Below are 18,280 nucleotides of genomic sequence, written 5' to 3'. Positions count from 1 at the left end.
CGCTCATATATTCGGATAACGGCTCATAAATTCGGCCAATCGCTCATTTATTCGGATAACGGCTCATAAATTTGGGCAATCGCTCATAAATTTGCATAACCGCTCATATATTCGGTTAATCGCTCATAAATTTGGATAATCGCTCATATATTCGGATAATGGCTCATAAATTTGGATAAGCGCTCATATATTCGGATAATGGCTCATAAATTTGAACAATCGCTCATATATTCGGATAACGGCTCATAAATTTGCATAACCGCTCGTATATTCGGATAATGGCTCATAAGTTTGGATAACCGTTCATATATTTGGTTAATCGCTCATATTCGGACAATCGCTCATATATTCGGATAATGGCTCATAAATTTGCATAACCGCTCATATATTCGGATAATGGCTCATAAGTTTGGATAATCGCTCATAAATTTGCATAACCACTCATATATTCGGATAACGGCTCATAAATGTGGACAATCGCTCATATATTCGGATAATGGATCATAAATTTAAATAATCGTCCATATATTCGAATAATCGCTCAAACCCTTGAAAATCCTGAAAGCTGACTTCTTTTTTTTATGATTTCACCGTTGGAATTTTGCTTTTCGCGACTTAGTAAGCCGAAACTCGCCTAGCAAGACCCTGTATGTTTTGCTTTTCGCGGCTTGATTAGGGGAGGATTGTTAATCAAAAAATCAAAAAGTGGTTAACCCGCAACCTTGGGGTTAACCACTTTTCTTACTTCATACCTAGAGCTTTTTTAGTCGCGGGTCCAACGATACCGTCCGCTTTCAGCTTATTTGCTTTCTGAAACTTACGTACAGCGATATCCGTGTTTTGGCCAAAGATACCATCGATGCCTTTGGTGCTGTAGCCCCGCTTTGTAAGAGCTTGCTGCAATTCTTTTACTTCAGCTCCGCGGCTTCCTTTTTTCAATATTCCAGAGGATGAGGCCGGACTTTTTACATTTGAAGGTTTCACGTTATATCCGTTAGACTTTGCGATTGCATCAAATGATTTTCCGGATGTCGTAATAATCACGGGAGTATTCACTTTTACTTTGGAGAAAAGCCATTGCACTTCACCGTTATGCATCCGAATGCAGCCGCCGCTTACATATGTGCCAATTGAGCTTGCATTATTATTACCATGGATTGCATAAGTTGTTCCCCAGGTTCCCCTTGCATTCAGGCCAAGCCATCTGTTCCCTAAAGGATTATTCGGGCTTCCCCCGGGGATTTTTTTCTTGTAGTAAGGGCGATTGACGATCTTGTTGACAATCTTGAATTTTCCTTCAGGCGTATATGAAGCTTTTTTCCGGTGGCAACCCTAAAGACCTTTGAAAGTTTGCTGTTTTCATAATAAGCAAGCTGGTTGTTTGATTTGTTTATGATGATGAACTGGCTTCCGGCAGCAAAAGCCGGTTTTACACCCACAAACATAAAGCAAATCAAAACGGCACATAAAAAAATTTTCTTCATTATTTCCCCTTCCTTTTGTCTATCTCTGTTTTATAGCAAAGCTGACCATTCTATCCTATGCGGAAGGGTTCTTATTTGATTACAGAAATATTAATTTTTTTACAAATAGATTCCAAGCTATAGTAAAGTCAATTTATTTGAATCTGTTGGATGAAGGGGAAAGTAGATGTAGAATTAAATGAATGGTGAGTTCATTTTCTTGGTTCTGTACTCGTATTAATAGTGGGTCCTTTTGAGATCCTAGAGTAGGACTGTCACGATATTTATTTGTTCTCATTACATATTAAAGAGATGACTCATCGGAGGTGTTCGTATGACCAGAGTGTCCGTAGATGATTATCTACAAGAAGGGATTCATGGCAAGAAAGAAATAAAACCCGAGGAACGAAGAAAGTACCTGGGAACATTGCGGGAAAGGGTTGTTGCTGTGTTAACCCAGGCCCAGGTGAGAGAGAAGACCATTTATCCGGAAATAGAGCGGTTATTAAAAGAAAACCCACACGCTACTTTATTGCTAAATGGCTCCCTAAATTACTCAGATATTCGAAAATATATTGCATTGGCCAATGAAAACAAAACAGCGTATAAAATTGTCGCCAACAGTAATCATGTTACAGAATTAGGACTGGTACTGGCATGTGATACCGCTATTGATAAAGCAACAATCACGGTTGATTCCCGACCACAAAAAGCAGTCGAAAAAGAGAAGAAACCGAGTTTGTTTTCAAAGATAATACGCAGGATTAAACTGAAAAGATAATCTTGAAAGCAGGGACACATATAATCATTTTCGGACTTGCTCAAAAAGGCTGCCTAACGATTATAGAATAAGCGTTAGGCAGCCTCTTCAATTGTGTGAAATGAGTTCTCTGCACCCGTTAAAACGAGCTAGATTCATCGACGGCTTCCAGAATATTTTTTCTTTTTCGCAAATGATAGAACAATCGAAAGTTTTTGATCAGGGTCTTAATCACGGAATACAATGGTATCGCAATTAAGATTCCGATGAAACCGTAAATAGAGCCTGCGACCAGAAGCAGTAAAATAATCGTCAGAGGGTGAATATCAAGCTGTTTTCCCATGACATGAGGAGTGATTAAATTCCCTTCCAGCTGCTGAACAACCGCCAAAACAATCAACACTTTGATAGCGAGGATAGGTTCCTGCTGCAGCGCTACAAATAAAGCAGGAATAATACCGATTGCAGGTCCTAAAAATGGAACAATTGTTAAAAACATCGCAAACAACGCAAGAATAAGCGCATAATCGAGCCCGATAATTAAATAACCGATATACATTAATACTCCATCGGCGACGGCCACTGTAAACTGGCCGATTATATAGGCAGACAGCGTCTTATCCACATCCTTTATGATGATATCTCCTTCATTCTCCACTTCTTCGGGAATCGTCTTCAAGAGATAGGGCCTGAGTCTGTGATCATCCTTTAGAAAATAGAAAAGGATAAACGGCACAATAATCAATACGGTCGCAATGCTTGCAATCGTTGAAAAAATATTCATTAGATTGCCACTTAGTTTGGAAGCCAGCTCTTCGATGTATCCTCTCGCTCTTTCTTCAGCATTTCCCATCATCCCAAAATCATTTTCTTCAATAACCTTCTCGGATTTAGATGAGAATTCCTCTACTTTGTGAGGTAGCTGATCAGAAAGTTGTTGGACTTGTTTGACAATCGCCGGGCCTGAAAAGTGAACCACAAGGAATATTAACCCGGAAATTGACGCAAAAACCACCACAATACTCACTGTCTTCGGCATGAATTTTGATAGCATTCTCACGATAGGCCTTATAAGATAATAAAGAAGACCAGCAATCAGGATAGGAAAGAAAATGGTTGCAATCATTTTCTGGAAAGGCCAAAAAAAATAATCGATCTTTCCAAAGAAGAATATGATTAAGATTGTAAGTAAAACACCTGTCGCATATTTAAAAAATGGCTTGTTAATCCACAAACATGAATGCCTCCTCTGTAACTCTCTTTTTTACTACTTTTCCTTCTTCTTCACCGATTAAACAATTTTATGAAATAATAAGAAAAGGATGATTTACATGACCTGGTTCTTTGTAATAGTTACCGTCATTTGACTTTTTGCTTTATTCATTGATTGGAGACGTAGAATCATTAAAAATAATCATCAAATCCCGACCAACCCCCATTCTAGAAAAGGAGAAGATACCAACCATACAATGGGGGACAATCGTTATACCGGCGGCGGAGACTGACTTACTTTACTTTTGGAAAGCAGTGCTATAATCCAAAGTGGAAAAAACGATCACTCTTTAGTTCTCACATAGTAGTGGGAGCTTTTTTGTTTCAAACACTTCATAATTTTTGACTTCCATGGGAATCCTTTTCATCATATAACATTCTCACTGGAAGGAGTTTTGTTATTGATGAGCATTTCCCGGATCGTCGCCCTTGTTGTTATTCTGCTTTTCGCTACAGGTCCTGTTTCTTCTTCCTCCAGCGTCAACGAACCATTCGAAAAAGATGTTCCTGTTTTGCAGTTTCCTGTGATCAGTGACGTTCATATATGCGGACAGCCAAGAACGATCGAAGGGGTTCGAATTTGCGAAGCAGAGACCGATTGGAAATTCCTCGAAGCTTTGGAGGATATAGAGCGGTTCGCCCCCGGATATAAAGCGATTGTCATTGCTGGGGATTTCACAAATCAAGGACTCGACGAACAATATGAACGGTTTATGGATCTTTTATTTACCGGCACCAATCCTGGGGCAGAAAAAATTCTCGCAATCGGCAACCATGAATTTTTTGAGAATAAGCACTGGAAACGTCCAATGCTAACTAATCAGATGCTTGTAAAAAGATTTACCACAAAAACCGGCATGGAAAATGTATATTATGATAGATGGATTGAAGGCTACCACTTTATTACCCTCGGAAGTGAAAGTATGTTCCGCGGCAATCCTAATACACCGTTTATATCTGACGCACAATATGAGTGGCTGGAACAAACACTCAGCGATAATGCGACAACGTGCAAGCCAATTTTTGTCTTTTTACACCAGCCAATCAAGCATACCGTCTATGGAACAGAAGGAAACTATCCTGACTTCGAAGGTACGCGATTAAAGAAAATTCTCAGTAAATATCCGCAGACGATCCTCTTTAGCGGACATTCCCACTACGATTTGAACCACCCGAAAACTGTATATCAAAAGGGGTTTACAATGGTGAACACCTCCTCCATAAGCTACGTCATGGATAAAAAGGGCCGGAAAAAACATTTATCGCAAGGTATACTTGTCGAAGTTTATAAGGATCGGTTGGAAATCAAAGCAAGGGAATTCAGTAACTCCTCATGGATTAGAGCATACTCAATACCGCTTAAAAAAAATCTAAATGAAAAAACGCATCATTAATTATAGTAATGGTGCGCTTTTCGTACCTATTTTTAAAAAAATAAGAAAAATATCAGAATTTTTAATAATTTAGGCTTGAAGTTCACACTGGTTAAGGAGTAAAATGGCAGTTATAGATTTCATATTTTTTATCTTACCAATGAGGAGTTTGCGGAATGAATACACAAGAGATCACCATCACCATAAGCGAAAATAAGAAAGAGAAACCTCAATCCGATCAGCTGGAGTTTGGGAAAGTATTTACGGACCATATGTTCGTCATGGATTTTTCCTTAGAACTGGGCTGGCATGACCCTCGAATTATTCCATATCAGCCGATCACTTTGGATCCGGCAGCAATGATATTCCATTATGGCCAATCGGTTTTTGAAGGATTGAAAGCATATGTAACCGGAGATGAAAGGGTTTTGCTTTTCCGTCCCGAAAAAAATTTCGAGCGCCTGAATAAGTCCAATGACAGGCTTTGCATCCCCGAAATTGATGAAGACCTAGCGCTTGAGGCACTAAAGCAGCTGATTGAAACCGATCGGGAATGGATTCCAACGGCAGAGGGTACGTCTCTTTATATCCGTCCCTTCATTATTTCAACAGAGCCCTATTTGGGAGTTGCGCCTTCAGGTCGCTATAAATTCATTATTATCATGTCTCCTGTCGGTTCGTACTATAAAGAAGGAATTCAACCCGTTAAGATTGCTGTAGAAAAACAGTTTGTTCGTGCCGTAAACGGAGGAACAGGTACGGCAAAAACGGGTGGAAACTATGCATCCAGTTTAAAGGCCCAGGAAGTATCAACTAAAATGGGCTATTCTCAAGTATTATGGCTCGACGGTGTCGAAAAAAAATACATTGAAGAAGTGGGAAGCATGAATGTTTTCTTTAAAATTAATGGCGAAGTCATCACACCTGCATTAAATGGAAGTATCCTCGATGGAGTGACCCGGTCATCCATTATCGAATTGCTAAAGTTTTGGAATGTTCCGGTAACCGAACGTAGAATTTCCATGGAAGAAATTCGGGAGGCACACCGAAAAGGAACGCTCGAAGAAGCATTCGGGACAGGCACAGCTGCTGTTATTTCACCGATTGGGGAGTTCTTCTGGGAGGATGAAAAATTAATCATCAATGATGAAAAAACCGGGGAGCTATCCAAAAAATTATACGACACGTTGACCGGAATTCAACGCGGCGAACTGAAAGATCCGTTCGGATGGGTTGTGGAAGCTACGATATTAAGCACGCTCTCAAGCATCCGTTAATCCGGAATAAAATGAAGCGAATTGGGCTCAATCTATTGACGATTGAGCTTTTTTCTGTTCAGATGAATAATTTTTAAAATCTTCTGACTTCTCGGTTGATATCTATTCAAGAATGTAATAATATAAGGGTAATACGTATTCGTACTCACGAGAATGGATTGGTGTAAGAATGTTATTCGTTACGGAAATGCCTAAAGAAGCGAGAGAGAAAGTATATTATGCTAGTCTTATCCTTTTCACCGAAAAAGGGTTTAAAAACACATCTGTACTCGACATAGTTGAAATGGCAAGGGTATCAAAAACGACCTTTTATCAAAATTTTACAAGCAAAGAAGACCTAATGGCCCGCCTGTTTGATCAACTTGCAAAAGAAATGATAGAAGAGGTGAAAATCGCTTTTCAACAAGAAGAACGCTTTACTTATAAAGCCTATACGGGAATTCGGCGCTATGTAGAAATCTGTTTCATTGATGCTAAGGCATCCAATTTAATTCTGCTCGAGTCTGTCGGCATCTCTCAGGAAGTAGAGGAAGTCAGAAGGGGAGCCTATCGTCAACTCGCCGATTTAGTTTATCAAACAGTTCGCGATGAACTGCCTGATTCTGTTTCAGCACAAGATATCCGCATCGTTTCACAGGCTATGGTTGGTGCGATAAATGAAGTGATCCTTCAAAATTTTAACCAATCGGAGCTTGATAATGAAGACTTTGACTACTTGGCCAGATTGTTAAATCGGATCATCATTGGTGCTTTTGTTAATTTAGCATAACAGCAAGTAAAATCTAAAGGAAGCACGGAAAGCCATTATACAGCTAAACGACAACAAGAGAAGGATTTTGATAAAAAACTCGCCGAATATTAGGTGTAGTTCCACAGATAAGAGAGTTAATACTTCTATCTGACAAAAGACCTCTCTTTTTGTTTCTCCAAAAAGATACGAATACGTACTGGTATTATTTTTTTACAAACAGCATTTTATTTTACATTTAAATGAAGAGCTAAATGAAGGAGGGACTAGAGGCATGGTATCTTTTATGCCCACTGATGAGGAAACTGCATTTGCCAAAATGGCAAGAGAGTTCGCAATAAAACAAATCCGGCCCAACGCCAGGAAAAGCGAAGAGAACAAACTCGTGGGGAACGACATTATTAATAAGGCGAAGGAATTGGGATTTCTTTCTCTTGAATTACCTGAAAGCTGGGATGGCTTAGAACTGCCCCTGATTTCGCAAGTGCAAATTTTCGAATCACTAGCTTCCGGGGATTTAGGTGTCGTTCAGGGATTTGGAGGACCAGGCGAGACTGCTTCATTCATAAGGGTGGATTCGGAAAACAGCGTGTTTGCAGATTATAAAAGCGCAGTTAAGTCAGGAATGGACGGGACGGTTGCTTTCCTGCATGCCGACGATCCCAAGAAACACCATGTTACAGCTGAAAAGATTGGCGAAGAATACGTGCTTAACGGCCGCTCAGCACCGGTGAGAATGGCCGGTAAAGCAGATTACCTCCTTATTTCGGCCTTGGATACAGCAGGAGATGATATTGTTTTATTTATCCGCCATGATCCAGACGACCATCATCTTCAAAAGGAACTGAATGGAGATTATCGTCTTGGCTTGCTCTCATCACACTTTGCCTGCTATCATTTTGACCATTTTACAGTGAAGCAGGAAGCGGTGATGAAAAGAGGAGAAGAAGCCCGCAAGCTGAAAGACGATGCTCTCGGAAGAATCAGCGTTCTTGAAGCAGCTAAAGAGGTCGGCTTAATGTCTGCTGCATTATCCTATGCTACTGAATATACTTCACAGCGGAAGGCCTTTGGTCAGGAAATTGCCAAATTCCAGGGAGTGTCCTTCAATATCGCGCAAATGGCTATCCAGACACAGGCTTCGCGGAATCTTGTATGGTTTGCCGCGATGAAATTGGATCAGAAGGAAGAAGACGCGCTTGCATTTAGTCTGGCTACATTAAATACTGCGCATGAAGCGGTTCGCTTCGTGACCGATTCAGCCGTACAGCTTTTGGGAGGTCACGGCTATGTACAGGAGCATCCAGTAGAAAAATGGATGCGCGATGCACAGGCTCAAGTGAATGTGCTTGAATCGGAAAGTGAACTGTTAGTCAAAAGCGGGGATTATTTACTAAAAGGAAATGAAAGGGGGTCCGGGAATGATATCTTACGAGCTGTCTCCTCATCAGAGCCAAGTTAAAGAAATTGTCCATTGGTTTGCAGAAAATGAAATCCGGCCAATATCCATGGTTGCTGATAAATTGAAAAAGGTGCCGGATGATTGGCTAGCTAAAGTCAACAGTATGGGCATAACACTCAGCACATCTTCCTTCGGGGATTCTGAGGAAAACAAAAGCTCCACGAAAAAGTCATCAAAGAGCGAGCGCCAGGGAAATCGACTAGGTGTGATTGCCTCTGAAGAAATGGGCTGGGGTGACCCGGCTGTGGCGTTGACTTTGCCAGGACCCGGTCTTGGCGGTCCACCTGTACAGCACAGTGGAACACCCGAACAAAAAAAGCGGTTTCTATCGATTTTTTCGAGGGAGGAAGAGCCTCGTTGGGGAGCCTATGCATTGACGGAACCGGACGCAGGCTCAGACGTTTCCGGCCTGCAGACAACCGCTGTCAAAACAAAAGGCGGCTATATACTTAACGGCCAGAAAATCTTTATCACGAACGGAAAACGCGCTTCTTGGGTCGTTGTTTTTGCGACAGTAGACAAAAGCATAGGAAGAGCCGGACATCGGGCATTTGTTGTAGAAAAGAGTACACCGGGGTTCAGCTGTTCTCGATTGGCTGACAAGATGGGAATAAGAGCTTCCGAGACTGCAGAACTCGTTCTCGAAGATTGTTTTGTTCCTGATGAAAACCTGCTTGGCGGTGAAGAATATTACGAGAATAATAGTGCGGGACGCCCATCAGGTTTCCGCGTAGCGATGCAGACCTTTGACAGCACACGTCCGATCGTCGCATCAATGGCTACCGGGATTGCCCGAGGCGCCTATGAATATACCTTAGAAGTTATAAAGCAAGAATACCCAAGGCATGGACATTCCTATCAAATTGCCGCAGCAACTCTGGCGAAGTTAAATCAACAGATAACAGCTGCCAGATTATTGACATGGGAGGCGGCATGGAAGGCTGATATGGGACTGCCAAATGCGAAGGAAGCCGCGATGTGCAAGGCCTATTCGGGAAAAATAGCCCTTGAAACTACCTCGAAATGCCTTGAATTGCTGGGACCCGCAGGCTTGGAAAACACTATTGTCGAGAAAATGTACCGCGATGCAAAAATATTTGATATTTTCGAAGGCACTAACCAAATCCAACAGTTAATCGTTGCCAGACATTTATACGAACCCCATGGTGTAAGAGTCTAAGATTCATAGCTTTTAAGGAGGTGATTGTGACCGGACTTGCACCATTCCTATTAAATTCTTAATGAAGTGACCGAATATTACGAAATCAGGAGGTTATGTTATATGGCAAATACAATTGAAGATTATTCTTTAAAAGAAGCCATGGAAAAAATTGAAGAGGCGCTGAACGAAAATCCAAAGCCGATTGAAGGTCTGAATACAATCTATCAATATGACATTGCAGGTGAAGAAGGAGGCACATACCAGTTGCATCTGGCGGACGGCACAGCCAAAGTGACGGAAGGTGAACAGGAGCAGGCAAATTGTATTTTAAAAATGTCAATGGAAGACTTCAGGCTGTTTCTGCTAGGTAAGCTTAACGGTACAGCAGCTTTCATGTCGGGGAAACTGAAGCTCAAAGGAGATATTGGGAAAGCGATTAAATTAGAGGGAATTCTTCGCCAATATAATGTGAAACAATATCTCTAGTATGCAGTTAAGCGGTCCGGGATTTTTCCGGACCGCTATAATAGGCTAACTATCAATCTATAGGAGGTGTCTAATGAAAGCCCGTAACTTAATTGATGCTGTAAACCGCACAGTCTGCCTTTATCCTGAAAAAGACGCTCTGCTATCAAAAGTGAATGGTTCGTACAGCAGCATATCCTATCAGGCTTTTTGGGAAAAAGTAAGAAACACAGCTGCCGGGTTGGCCAGTCTAGGTATTTCAGAGAATAACAAAGTAGCGATTATATCCGAAAACAACCCAAATTGGCCCATATGCGATCTGGCAATCATGAGCTTAAAAGCCGTCAGTGTCCCAATCCATTCCACTTTGCCTCCGGACCAAATATCATATATCCTGCAAAATTCCGATTGCACGTTTGTTTTTGTCGAGAATGAAAAGCTGCTGCAAAAGGTTCTTCAAACAAACCAAATATCACAGAAAATAGCTATTTTCTACCCGGATGAAAACTTTCTTGAAAGCGATCACATCATTCCTTTCCATCATTTATGCCGCAATGGTGAAGAAAAACCACTGGAAAACTGGGAGGAAATATGGAAGAGCATCGAACGGGACGATCTAGCCACGATCATTCATACTTCAGGCACTACAGGGTTACCTAAAGGAGCCATGCTCAGCCATGGAAATATTCTTTCGAATCTGGAAGGAGTCCAATTTTGGATGATTGAGGCTAGGCCGACAGATATTTTTTTATCCCATCTTCCGTTATCACATGTATTTGAAAGAATGGCCGGTCAATTTATGCCGCTGTCCATCGGGGCAACGATCGCATATGCCGAGAATATCGACACCGTTCCGGAAAATTTGTTGGAAGTCAGGCCAACTGTCCTTGTCAGCGTCCCTTTATTGTTTGAACGGGTCTACTCCCGCGCGCAGAAAACGATAGACGCCGGCACTCCGCTTCGAAGGAAAATCTTTGATTGGGCCGTGTCTGTCGGAATCAAGAGGTATCATTACTACCTTGAAAACACCTTTGATCAAATATTCCGCAACAGTGAACTTCCCAAGGATTTCAGACGGCAGTGGAAGTTGGCCAATAAGCTTGTCTATAACAAAATTAAAAGCCAGATGGGAGGTAGGCTAAGAGGCTTGATTTCTGGCGGGGGCGCGCTTAATCCGAAGATTGCCGAATTTTTTTGGGCTATCGATCTCCCAGTTTTGGAAGGCTATGGACTTACTGAAACATCTCCAGTTGTCTGTGTAAATCCAATGGCTAGAACAAAGGTGGGTACTGTAGGGAAGCCGCTTCCTAACCTGGACATTAGAATCAGTGATGATGGGGAAGTGATGGTCAAGGGGCCCAGCGTCATGAAGGGCTATTATAAAAATGAAGAGGCAACCTCCAAGCAATTTAAAGATGGTTGGTTCTTAACAGGTGACATCGGTCAATTGGACCCGGACGGTTTTTTAAAAATCATTGACCGTAAAAAGCGGATTATCGTCCTCACATCCGGAAAAAATGTCGCGCCCCAGCCGGTCGAAAATGCGATCAATCAGAGCATCTACGTGCAAAATAGTGTATTGATCGGCCAAAATAGAAAATTTGTAAGCGTTTTAATTACTCTGGATTTTGAGAACATTGTAACCTGGTCGAAAAAGAATGGAATCAAGGGAGACAAAGAACGGTTGATAAGAAATGAAGCGGTCCAAAGCCTGCTCAAGTCTGAAACAGAACGTTTCACAAAGGGTTTCCCTAGCTACGAGCAACCGAAAAAGCTTTTAATTTCCTGTGAGGAATGGACAGTGGAATCCGGCGAATTGACACCCTCTTTAAAAGTCCGGCTTCCTGAAATTGAAAGAAAGTATCAGGAAACCATTGAGAGGGCATATTCGGATCAGAAATTGAATGATATGCAGATGGCTGCGGATGAAACGGCCGTCAGTCTTTCATTAAGCAAACCGAGGAGGGAAAGGGAAAATGAATTTACCGCTTGAAGGTAAAACGGCGATTGTAACAGGAGCGTCAAGGGGGTTAGGCAGGGCAGATGCATTGATGCTCGCCAAGGCAGGAGCAGATGTAATCGTTACCGATATCCTGATTGAAGACGATGAGCACCTCGAGGCAACATCAGAAAGCCTTGGACCCGTAGCCCAGGTCATGACACAGTCGAAAAAGATTTATACCAAATCGACGACCAATGAAATTATAAACTTAGGGCGCAGATCTGCGGCTTTCAAAATGGATGTGACGAACCAAAGTGAAGTTGAATCCGTTATGCAGCAGGTAAAGGATGAGTTCGGAAGCATCGATATCCTGATTAATAATGCAGGGACACTCGATCATACGGCCAAGCTTGAATATCAGAGCAATGAATATTGGGAGCGTGATTTGCGTGTGAATCTTACCGGTGCATACAATTGCTGTAAAACGGTTTGGCCATATATGAAGGAGCAAAAATGGGGGCGTATTATCAATATGGCGTCCGTAGCAGGGACACTTGGTGGGTATGGCCAGGCCAGTTATTCCACTACGAAGGCAGGGATTCTAGGTCTAACGAAGTCACTCGCTTTGGAAGGAGCAAAATACAATATAACCGTCAACGCAATCATTCCCGGCATCATCAATACAGAAGCATTTCAAATGACGAACCCGTCGATGCGGGAGCGGATGATCAAAAGAACAGCTTTTAAAAGGCCGGGAGAGCCGGAAGACATCGCGGGCGCCATTGCTTTTCTATCTTCCGAACAAGCCGGTTATATTACCGGTGTCGGGCTGCCTGTAGCGGGAGGAATTGATTTATTTACATTCTAGAAAGAGGGTGAAAACGATGAACGATCGTGACGCAGTTATCATAGATGCAGTCAGAACGCCAATCGGAAGAAAAAAAGGCTCACTGTCTGGGATAAGACCAGATGAAATGGCGGCAAATTTGCTAAAAAAACTGATTAAGCGAAATCAGCTTGACCCTTATGAAATAGAAGATATAAAAATGGGCTGTGTGACCCAGATAGGCGAACAGGGATACAATATTGGCAGAATGGCGTCATTAATTGCCGGTTTCCCACCTGAAGTTTGTGGGGTAACCAGCAATCGAATGTGCGGCTCGAGTCTTGAAACCATGGCCCAGGGGGCACATGCAATCATGGCTGGTATGGCTGATTGCGTTGTCGCAGCGGGAGTAGAAAGTATGAATCGGGTCCCGATGGGCAGTGACGGCGGAGATTTCAGTAATCAGTTGCTAGAACAATACAATATCATTCCCCAAGGCTTTTCGGCGGAACTCATTGCAGAAAGATGGGAGCTTACTAGGCAAGACCTAGACCACTTTGCACTTACAAGTCATGAAAGAGCGGTGCACGCTCAGAAAGAAGGCAGGTTTGAACAAGAAATCATCCCGATTGAAGCAGTGAACAAAGAAGACGAAGTATTTACGATGAGTGCGGATGAGACGCCGAGGCCGTCAACAAACCTTGAATCTCTAGCCGGTCTGAATCCCTCTTTTAACCCGGAAGGAAGCATAACGGCTGGTAATTCAAGCCAAATTAGCGATGGGGCATCTGCCATGTTGGTTACATCCAGAACAAAAGCAAAATCCCTTAATTTGAAACCCCGTGCCAGGGTGGTTGCGACAGCTTTGGCAGGCGTTGAACCGGAAATCATGCTGACGGGAATCATACCGGCGACAGAAAAAGTCCTTAAAAAAGCCAAGCTTGCTATGGAGGATATCGATATATTTGAAGTGAACGAAGCATTCGCTTCTGTTGTATTGGCATGGGAAAAAGAAATTCGGCCAGATATGAAAAAAGTAAATCCTAATGGGGGAGCAATCGCGCTCGGACACCCGCTTGGCGCGAGCGGAGGCCGCATCATCGCAACCATGTTGAACGAACTTGAACGCACAGGGGGGCGCTACGGATTGGCGACAATGTGTATCGGTTTTGGAATGGCAATTGCCGTGATTATAGAAAGAGAGGGCTAGCGATGGAAAAGCAATGTTTACTGGAAACCAAAGGAAAAGTAGCTGTGATTACAATTAACCGTCCGCCAATGAATACATTAAGCAGAGATACAATAAAAGAGCTTGATGTGATTTTAACTGAACTAGAAGCTAATGATTCAATCGGTGCGGTCATCTTAACAGGGGCAGGGGATAAAATGTTCTCTGCTGGAGCAGATGTAAGTGAATTCGGTGATTTTTCCGATCGTGAAAAAGCAAAGCAAACCGTTCAAGGCATTCATGAAATCTTCAATAGGATCGAATCCTTTCCAAAGCCAATCATCGCGAGCGTGAATGGCAAGGCATTGGGTGGGGGGAATGAACTGCAAATGGCCTGTCATCTTACGATTGCTTCCGATGCAGCCGAATTTGGTCTGCCTGAGGTTCGTCTCGGTATCATTCCCGGATATGGTGGGACTCAAAGGCTACCGCGGTTAATTGGCAGACGCCGTGCCCTTGAACTAGCTTTAAGTGGGGACAGAGTATCTGCAGAAAAAGCGCTGGAGTATGGTCTTGTTAATAAAGTGGTTCCACAGAACGTACTTCGGGATCAAACACTAAATTGGGCAACAGAGCTGGCAGACGGACCACCACTTGCAGTAAAAGGCATTCTCGAAGCAGTCGTGAAAGGCTCGGAACAACCCCTCCAGGACGGGTTATCCATCGAGCTTGAACATATGCTCAAGGTGTCACGTTCTGAAGATGCGATCGAAGGAGTTTCCGCATTCTTTGCGAAACGGAAGCCTGAATTTAAAGGAAGGTAGTTGCAGCATTTTCGCATCAAGATTATGATAAAAATAAACCGCAGCTAGCTTCCGGAGTTGATAGAAGGATATGTCAGAATCACTATACACCAAAATATTCAAATTAGGCTTTAATCATTTCCCGGCATTTCGAGGTACAGGCGGCCGGATCACCTATATTGCCAGTGATTTCTCGGAAATTCGCCTAAAGCTGCCGTTGAGCTGGCGCACGAAAAACTATGTCAGGACCATCTATGGCGGCAGCATGTACGGAGCGATCGACCCGGTTTATATGCTCATGCTTTTAAAAATGCTCGGGACAGGTTATATCGTTTGGGACAAGGCAGCCTCCATCCGTTTTAAAAAGCCGGGCAGAACGACCTTGTTTGCCACATTCAGCTTGACTGAAGATGAAATATACACTATTAAACGCGAGCTTGAGGAACAGCCGAAGATTGATCGAATCTATACGGTTCATTTGGTAGACCAAGAGGGCAACATACATGCAACCGCAGAAAAAACGCTTCATATAAGGAAAAAACAGCCGGCATAATATATGACATGCTTTCCTAATAATCACCGCAGCCAAAAATCTCTGTTTTATAGTGATCACCCTATGCCAATGAAAGACATAAGTAATTATCGGCTTATTTTGGCAGATTAAATAACATAAACTTTCCAACCTGCACAAATGCAACTACGTCTCTCCTCGTCTTAATAGGCTCGCCATTCGGCGAGTTTTCTTTATTTTGACACATCCCATCAAACTCATTATTTCAGAATTTTAAAACATATTATTGCTATTATTTGATGACAGGGTAAAATTAAACGTATGAATTTCGTCTTAAGAATGGGGTGGACAAATTGCGTCCGATTGCATTGGGTATTTGCTCAGCTTTCTTTTTTGCTTTTACGTTTATTATAAACCGAATGATGGAGCTATCCGGAGGTAGTTGGATTTGGAGCGCTTCCTTGCGATATTTCTTTATGGTACCGATGTTGCTTATTATTGTCATGTTCCGAAAAAATCTGGTTCCGCTATTCAAGGAAATGAAGAAACAGCCATTGTCCTGGCTGTTATGGAGTTTTGTCGGTTTCGGCTTGTTTTACGCGCCGATTTGTTTTGCCGCGGCTTACGGACCCGGGTGGTTGATAGCGGCAACTTGGCAAATCACGATCATTTCCGGTTCTCTTTTAGTGCCTTTATTTTATGAGACGATTCGTACTGCTAACGGACCAATGCGGCTGAGAGGGAGAATCCCATTTAGAGGACTGATGATGTCACTTATCATCCTTTTAGGGGTTGCTCTCATGCAAATCGAGCATGCCGCTGAATTATCGATCAAGGACACCCTTTTATGCGTGATCCCGATTATCATCGCCTCTTTTGCGTACCCGCTCGGAAACCGCAAAATGATGGAGATATGTTCCGGCCGGCTCGATGCCTGGCAGCGTGTTTTAGGAATGACGATTGCAAGCTTGCCCTTGTGGGTGATTTTAGCTTGCTACGGTTTAGTTACTGAAGGAATCCCCAGTGGAGCGCAAGTTTGGCAGTCCGCGGCCGTTGCTCTTTTTTCTGGCGTTTTTGCCACCGTCCTCTTTTTTGCCGCAACCGATCTTGTAACAGGAAACATGCAGAAACTGGGTGCCGTCGAGGCTACCCAATCATTGGAAGTGTTATTCGCTGTTGCTGGAGAGATGATTTTGCTCTCGGGTGCATGGCCTTCAAATATATCCTGGATAGGAATGGGACTTGTCATCGTCGGCATGGTTCTTCATAGTTATGTCTCTTCAAGGACAGGAAAGACATTTGCCCCATCAGCCAGTAAAGAAAAAATCATAGGATAATGCCTTTCCTCATTCCAACCGCTACTGCCTCAGCTCGGTGGTTTACACCGAGCTTCCTTATGACTGAACTCATATAATCTCTGACCGTATATTCACTTACTGACATCATCCCAGCCATTTCTTTAATCGAATATCCGTTGGCAAGGTGTTGGAGAACCTCGGTTTCCCGCTTGCTAAGAAGATTTTTTTCAGAAGACAGGGGAAAGTAGGGAGAGGTGGTCTGTTTAAAATAATAGGCAAGAAGTGATAAATAATTCTTTGTGAACGGATATTCACCTCCATATCTATCTACTAAAACAAAACCGACAACAATATTTAATAGACTAATTGGAACAATCGCCAGCGTAGACAGCTCAAAGTGCCGAATGTACTTGTCCGGGAAGGAAACAAGGATATCCTCTCTGTTAATGAAGACAGGCTTATTTCTTGTTAACGCTTGATAAAGAGGAAAGATCGGCCGAACGTCATCCTTGACTTCTTCCAATGAGATCAGCTTATCGTTTTCGATTAGAAATATTCCTTCACCTCGATGGCTTAATGGGGAATAGGTAAATAACGAGGCGCGCTCGAACGGAAAAAAATGAACACAGCCGCGCAGCATCCATTCCGCCTTTTCTCTCACGTCTGATACTTCGGCGATTTTCTTCATATAATCATAGACGGCTTCATCCATCATTCGACATTTATCCCCCCTACATTTTCAGTAATGTTCATCTCGTTCTCTACATCTTACAATATAATGAAAGCCCTTACAATTTTTTGTTATCTTTGGAGGTTGCGGGCTTTATGTTCAGGAGGAGGTTGTTTAATGGAGAAGAGAACGATTTTAACGACGAGTAAAAGAGGACTCTTGGAAGATTCCCTGCCGTTTCGGCTTTTTCAAAAAGCAAAACGGTTTGGCGTATGGAACCCAACCGACATTGATTTAACTCAGGATGCCAAGGATTGGAGCACGTTCAGTGCTGAACAGAAAGAAGGAATCTTAAAGCTAATCTCGCAATTTCAGGCTGGAGAGGAAGCAGTAACAAGGGATTTGCTGCCTTTAATGATGGTGATCGCAAAAGACGGCCGTCTTGAAGAGGAAATGTTTTTAACCACATTTTTGTTTGAGGAAGCCAAGCATACTGAATTTTTCAGGCTCGTATTGAATGCGATTGGGGAAAGGGGCGATCTTTCCATCTATCATACCGACACTTATAACACGATTTTTAATGAAATTCTTCCTACCGCAATGGAACGACTTGTCGACGACCATTCGCCTGAGGCATTGGCCGAAGCGTCGACTGTCTACAATATGTTTGTCGAGGGTGTGCTTGCTGAAACAGGCTATTATTCTTTCTATCAATCCTTGGAGGATATAGGTGCTATGCCAGGGCTATTGAAAGGGATTGGTTACCTGAAAAAAGATGAATCCAGGCACATCGCTTACGGAACATTTTTATTACAGCGTTTGATTAGTGAACATCCTCATATCTTTGACCTTGTTACAAACAGAATGGAGCAATTAACACCGCTTGCTATCCAGCTTAACCAAGAGGGAATGGTGGAAGATTCACCATTTGGCAATGACTTCGAGGAAACAATGAATTTTACAATGAAACAGCTCTCGGTCCGGATGGAGATTCTTGCTAGATCAAGAGGACGGAAGATAGAGGAAATCTATAAGCAAAAGGAAAGCGAATTCGGGATCGTATAACCAGGTAAAAAGGAG

At 42.7% G+C, this 18,280-nt stretch carries 18 protein-coding genes; 14 read left to right on the top strand and 4 right to left on the bottom strand.

Annotated elements, in window-relative coordinates:
• Positions 1 to 741 precede the first annotated feature (741 nt).
• Together D0463_RS20120 and D0463_RS20115 are read right to left on the bottom strand one after the other, a co-directional pair.
• On the bottom strand, positions 742 to 1,272 hold the full coding sequence (locus tag D0463_RS20120) for a L,D-transpeptidase family protein (protein ID WP_301950643.1): 531 nt from the start codon (positions 1,270 to 1,272) through the stop codon (positions 742 to 744).
• Entirely contained in the window at positions 1,212 to 1,484 is a 273-nt protein-coding gene (locus D0463_RS20115; RefSeq protein ID WP_301950642.1) for a L,D-transpeptidase, read from the bottom strand. The genes D0463_RS20120 and D0463_RS20115 overlap by 61 nt, the downstream gene beginning before the upstream one ends.
• Before the next feature lie 313 nt (positions 1,485 to 1,797).
• On the opposite strand from D0463_RS20115, the gene D0463_RS11085 reads away from it, so the two are divergent.
• Complete coding sequence (locus D0463_RS11085; RefSeq protein ID WP_117307476.1) at positions 1,798 to 2,244, top strand: YueI family protein; 447 nt, start codon at positions 1,798 to 1,800, stop codon at positions 2,242 to 2,244.
• Positions 2,245 to 2,362: 118 nt separating this feature from the next.
• On the opposite strand, the gene D0463_RS11080 is transcribed toward D0463_RS11085, so the two are convergent.
• On the bottom strand, positions 2,363 to 3,457 hold the full coding sequence (locus D0463_RS11080; RefSeq protein ID WP_117307475.1) for an AI-2E family transporter: 1,095 nt from the start codon (positions 3,455 to 3,457) through the stop codon (positions 2,363 to 2,365).
• Positions 3,458 to 3,899: 442 nt separating this feature from the next.
• Here D0463_RS11080 and D0463_RS11075 point away from each other — a divergent pair, with 442 nt between their 5' ends.
• From D0463_RS11075 to D0463_RS11020, 12 genes are all read left to right on the top strand, one after another.
• The gene (locus D0463_RS11075; protein WP_117307474.1) at positions 3,900 to 4,889 is read left to right on the top strand and encodes a metallophosphoesterase family protein; all 990 of its coding nucleotides are present in this window, start codon (positions 3,900 to 3,902) and stop codon (positions 4,887 to 4,889) included.
• A gap of 155 nt (positions 4,890 to 5,044) precedes the next feature.
• Complete coding sequence (locus D0463_RS11070) at positions 5,045 to 6,145, top strand: branched-chain amino acid aminotransferase (protein WP_117307473.1); 1,101 nt, start codon at positions 5,045 to 5,047, stop codon at positions 6,143 to 6,145.
• A 169-nt stretch (positions 6,146 to 6,314) separates the two neighbouring features.
• Complete coding sequence (locus D0463_RS11065) at positions 6,315 to 6,914, top strand: TetR/AcrR family transcriptional regulator (protein ID WP_117307472.1); 600 nt, start codon at positions 6,315 to 6,317, stop codon at positions 6,912 to 6,914.
• A gap of 253 nt (positions 6,915 to 7,167) precedes the next feature.
• Positions 7,168 to 8,355, top strand: a complete 1,188-nt coding sequence (locus D0463_RS11060) for an acyl-CoA dehydrogenase family protein (protein ID WP_117307471.1) — start codon at positions 7,168 to 7,170, stop codon at positions 8,353 to 8,355.
• Positions 8,315 to 9,535: an acyl-CoA dehydrogenase family protein gene (locus tag D0463_RS11055; protein WP_117307470.1), complete on the top strand. Its 1,221-nt coding sequence runs from the start codon at positions 8,315 to 8,317 to the stop codon at positions 9,533 to 9,535. The genes D0463_RS11060 and D0463_RS11055 overlap by 41 nt, the downstream gene beginning before the upstream one ends.
• 102 nt (positions 9,536 to 9,637) lie before the next feature.
• Positions 9,638 to 10,003 carry an SCP2 sterol-binding domain-containing protein gene (locus D0463_RS11050; RefSeq protein ID WP_117307469.1) on the top strand — a complete coding sequence of 122 codons (366 nt, stop codon included), beginning with the start codon at positions 9,638 to 9,640 and terminating at the stop codon, positions 10,001 to 10,003.
• Positions 10,004 to 10,076: 73 nt separating this feature from the next.
• Positions 10,077 to 11,975 carry an AMP-dependent synthetase/ligase gene (locus D0463_RS11045; protein WP_117307468.1) on the top strand — a complete coding sequence of 633 codons (1,899 nt, stop codon included), beginning with the start codon at positions 10,077 to 10,079 and terminating at the stop codon, positions 11,973 to 11,975.
• Positions 11,959 to 12,792 carry an SDR family NAD(P)-dependent oxidoreductase gene (locus tag D0463_RS11040; protein ID WP_117307467.1) on the top strand — a complete coding sequence of 278 codons (834 nt, stop codon included), beginning with the start codon at positions 11,959 to 11,961 and terminating at the stop codon, positions 12,790 to 12,792. The genes D0463_RS11045 and D0463_RS11040 overlap by 17 nt, the downstream gene beginning before the upstream one ends.
• A gap of 16 nt (positions 12,793 to 12,808) precedes the next feature.
• Complete coding sequence (locus tag D0463_RS11035) at positions 12,809 to 13,960, top strand: thiolase family protein (RefSeq protein WP_117307466.1); 1,152 nt, start codon at positions 12,809 to 12,811, stop codon at positions 13,958 to 13,960.
• A gap of 2 nt (positions 13,961 to 13,962) precedes the next feature.
• Positions 13,963 to 14,742, top strand: a complete 780-nt coding sequence (locus D0463_RS11030; protein WP_117307465.1) for an enoyl-CoA hydratase/isomerase family protein — start codon at positions 13,963 to 13,965, stop codon at positions 14,740 to 14,742.
• A 70-nt stretch (positions 14,743 to 14,812) separates the two neighbouring features.
• Complete coding sequence (locus tag D0463_RS11025; protein WP_117307464.1) at positions 14,813 to 15,274, top strand: DUF4442 domain-containing protein; 462 nt, start codon at positions 14,813 to 14,815, stop codon at positions 15,272 to 15,274.
• A 311-nt stretch (positions 15,275 to 15,585) separates the two neighbouring features.
• On the top strand, positions 15,586 to 16,569 hold the full coding sequence (locus D0463_RS11020; protein WP_117307463.1) for a DMT family transporter: 984 nt from the start codon (positions 15,586 to 15,588) through the stop codon (positions 16,567 to 16,569).
• On the opposite strand, the gene D0463_RS11015 is transcribed toward D0463_RS11020, so the two are convergent.
• Positions 16,559 to 17,245 carry a response regulator transcription factor gene (locus D0463_RS11015; RefSeq protein WP_117307462.1) on the bottom strand — a complete coding sequence of 229 codons (687 nt, stop codon included), beginning with the start codon at positions 17,243 to 17,245 and terminating at the stop codon, positions 16,559 to 16,561. The genes D0463_RS11020 and D0463_RS11015 overlap by 11 nt on opposite strands.
• Positions 17,246 to 17,377: 132 nt before the next feature.
• On the opposite strand from D0463_RS11015, the gene D0463_RS11010 reads away from it, so the two are divergent.
• Positions 17,378 to 18,265 carry a R2-like ligand-binding oxidase gene (locus tag D0463_RS11010; RefSeq protein ID WP_117307461.1) on the top strand — a complete coding sequence of 296 codons (888 nt, stop codon included), beginning with the start codon at positions 17,378 to 17,380 and terminating at the stop codon, positions 18,263 to 18,265.
• The last annotated feature ends 15 nt before the right edge of the window (positions 18,266 to 18,280 follow it).

The sequence above is a fragment of the Bacillus sp. V59.32b genome, from assembly GCF_003429085.1.
GTDB lineage: Bacteria > Bacillota > Bacilli > Bacillales > DSM-1321 > Peribacillus.
Note: the sequence above shows the minus strand (reverse complement) of the source record. Positions and strands in the feature narration are given on the sequence as shown.

Bases quoted from the DNA above. Each gene is read 5' to 3' on its own strand.
- D0463_RS20115 (WP_301950642.1), bottom strand. From the start codon at position 1,484: ATGAAGAAAATTTTTTTATGTGCCGTTTTGATTTGCTTTATGTTTGTG.
- D0463_RS11085 (WP_117307476.1), top strand. From the start codon at position 1,798: ATGACCAGAGTGTCCGTAGATGATTATCTACAAGAAGGGATTCATGGC.
- D0463_RS11075 (WP_117307474.1), top strand. From the start codon at position 3,900: ATGAGCATTTCCCGGATCGTCGCCCTTGTTGTTATTCTGCTTTTCGCT.
- D0463_RS11070 (WP_117307473.1), top strand. From the start codon at position 5,045: ATGAATACACAAGAGATCACCATCACCATAAGCGAAAATAAGAAAGAG.
- D0463_RS11065 (WP_117307472.1), top strand. From the start codon at position 6,315: ATGTTATTCGTTACGGAAATGCCTAAAGAAGCGAGAGAGAAAGTATAT.
- D0463_RS11060 (WP_117307471.1), top strand. From the start codon at position 7,168: ATGGTATCTTTTATGCCCACTGATGAGGAAACTGCATTTGCCAAAATG.
- D0463_RS11055 (WP_117307470.1), top strand. From the start codon at position 8,315: ATGATATCTTACGAGCTGTCTCCTCATCAGAGCCAAGTTAAAGAAATT.
- D0463_RS11050 (WP_117307469.1), top strand. From the start codon at position 9,638: ATGGCAAATACAATTGAAGATTATTCTTTAAAAGAAGCCATGGAAAAA.
- D0463_RS11045 (WP_117307468.1), top strand. From the start codon at position 10,077: ATGAAAGCCCGTAACTTAATTGATGCTGTAAACCGCACAGTCTGCCTT.
- D0463_RS11040 (WP_117307467.1), top strand. From the start codon at position 11,959: ATGAATTTACCGCTTGAAGGTAAAACGGCGATTGTAACAGGAGCGTCA.
- D0463_RS11035 (WP_117307466.1), top strand. From the start codon at position 12,809: ATGAACGATCGTGACGCAGTTATCATAGATGCAGTCAGAACGCCAATC.
- D0463_RS11030 (WP_117307465.1), top strand. From the start codon at position 13,963: ATGGAAAAGCAATGTTTACTGGAAACCAAAGGAAAAGTAGCTGTGATT.
- D0463_RS11025 (WP_117307464.1), top strand. From the start codon at position 14,813: ATGTCAGAATCACTATACACCAAAATATTCAAATTAGGCTTTAATCAT.
- D0463_RS11015 (WP_117307462.1), bottom strand. From the start codon at position 17,245: ATGATGGATGAAGCCGTCTATGATTATATGAAGAAAATCGCCGAAGTA.
- D0463_RS11010 (WP_117307461.1), top strand. From the start codon at position 17,378: ATGGAGAAGAGAACGATTTTAACGACGAGTAAAAGAGGACTCTTGGAA.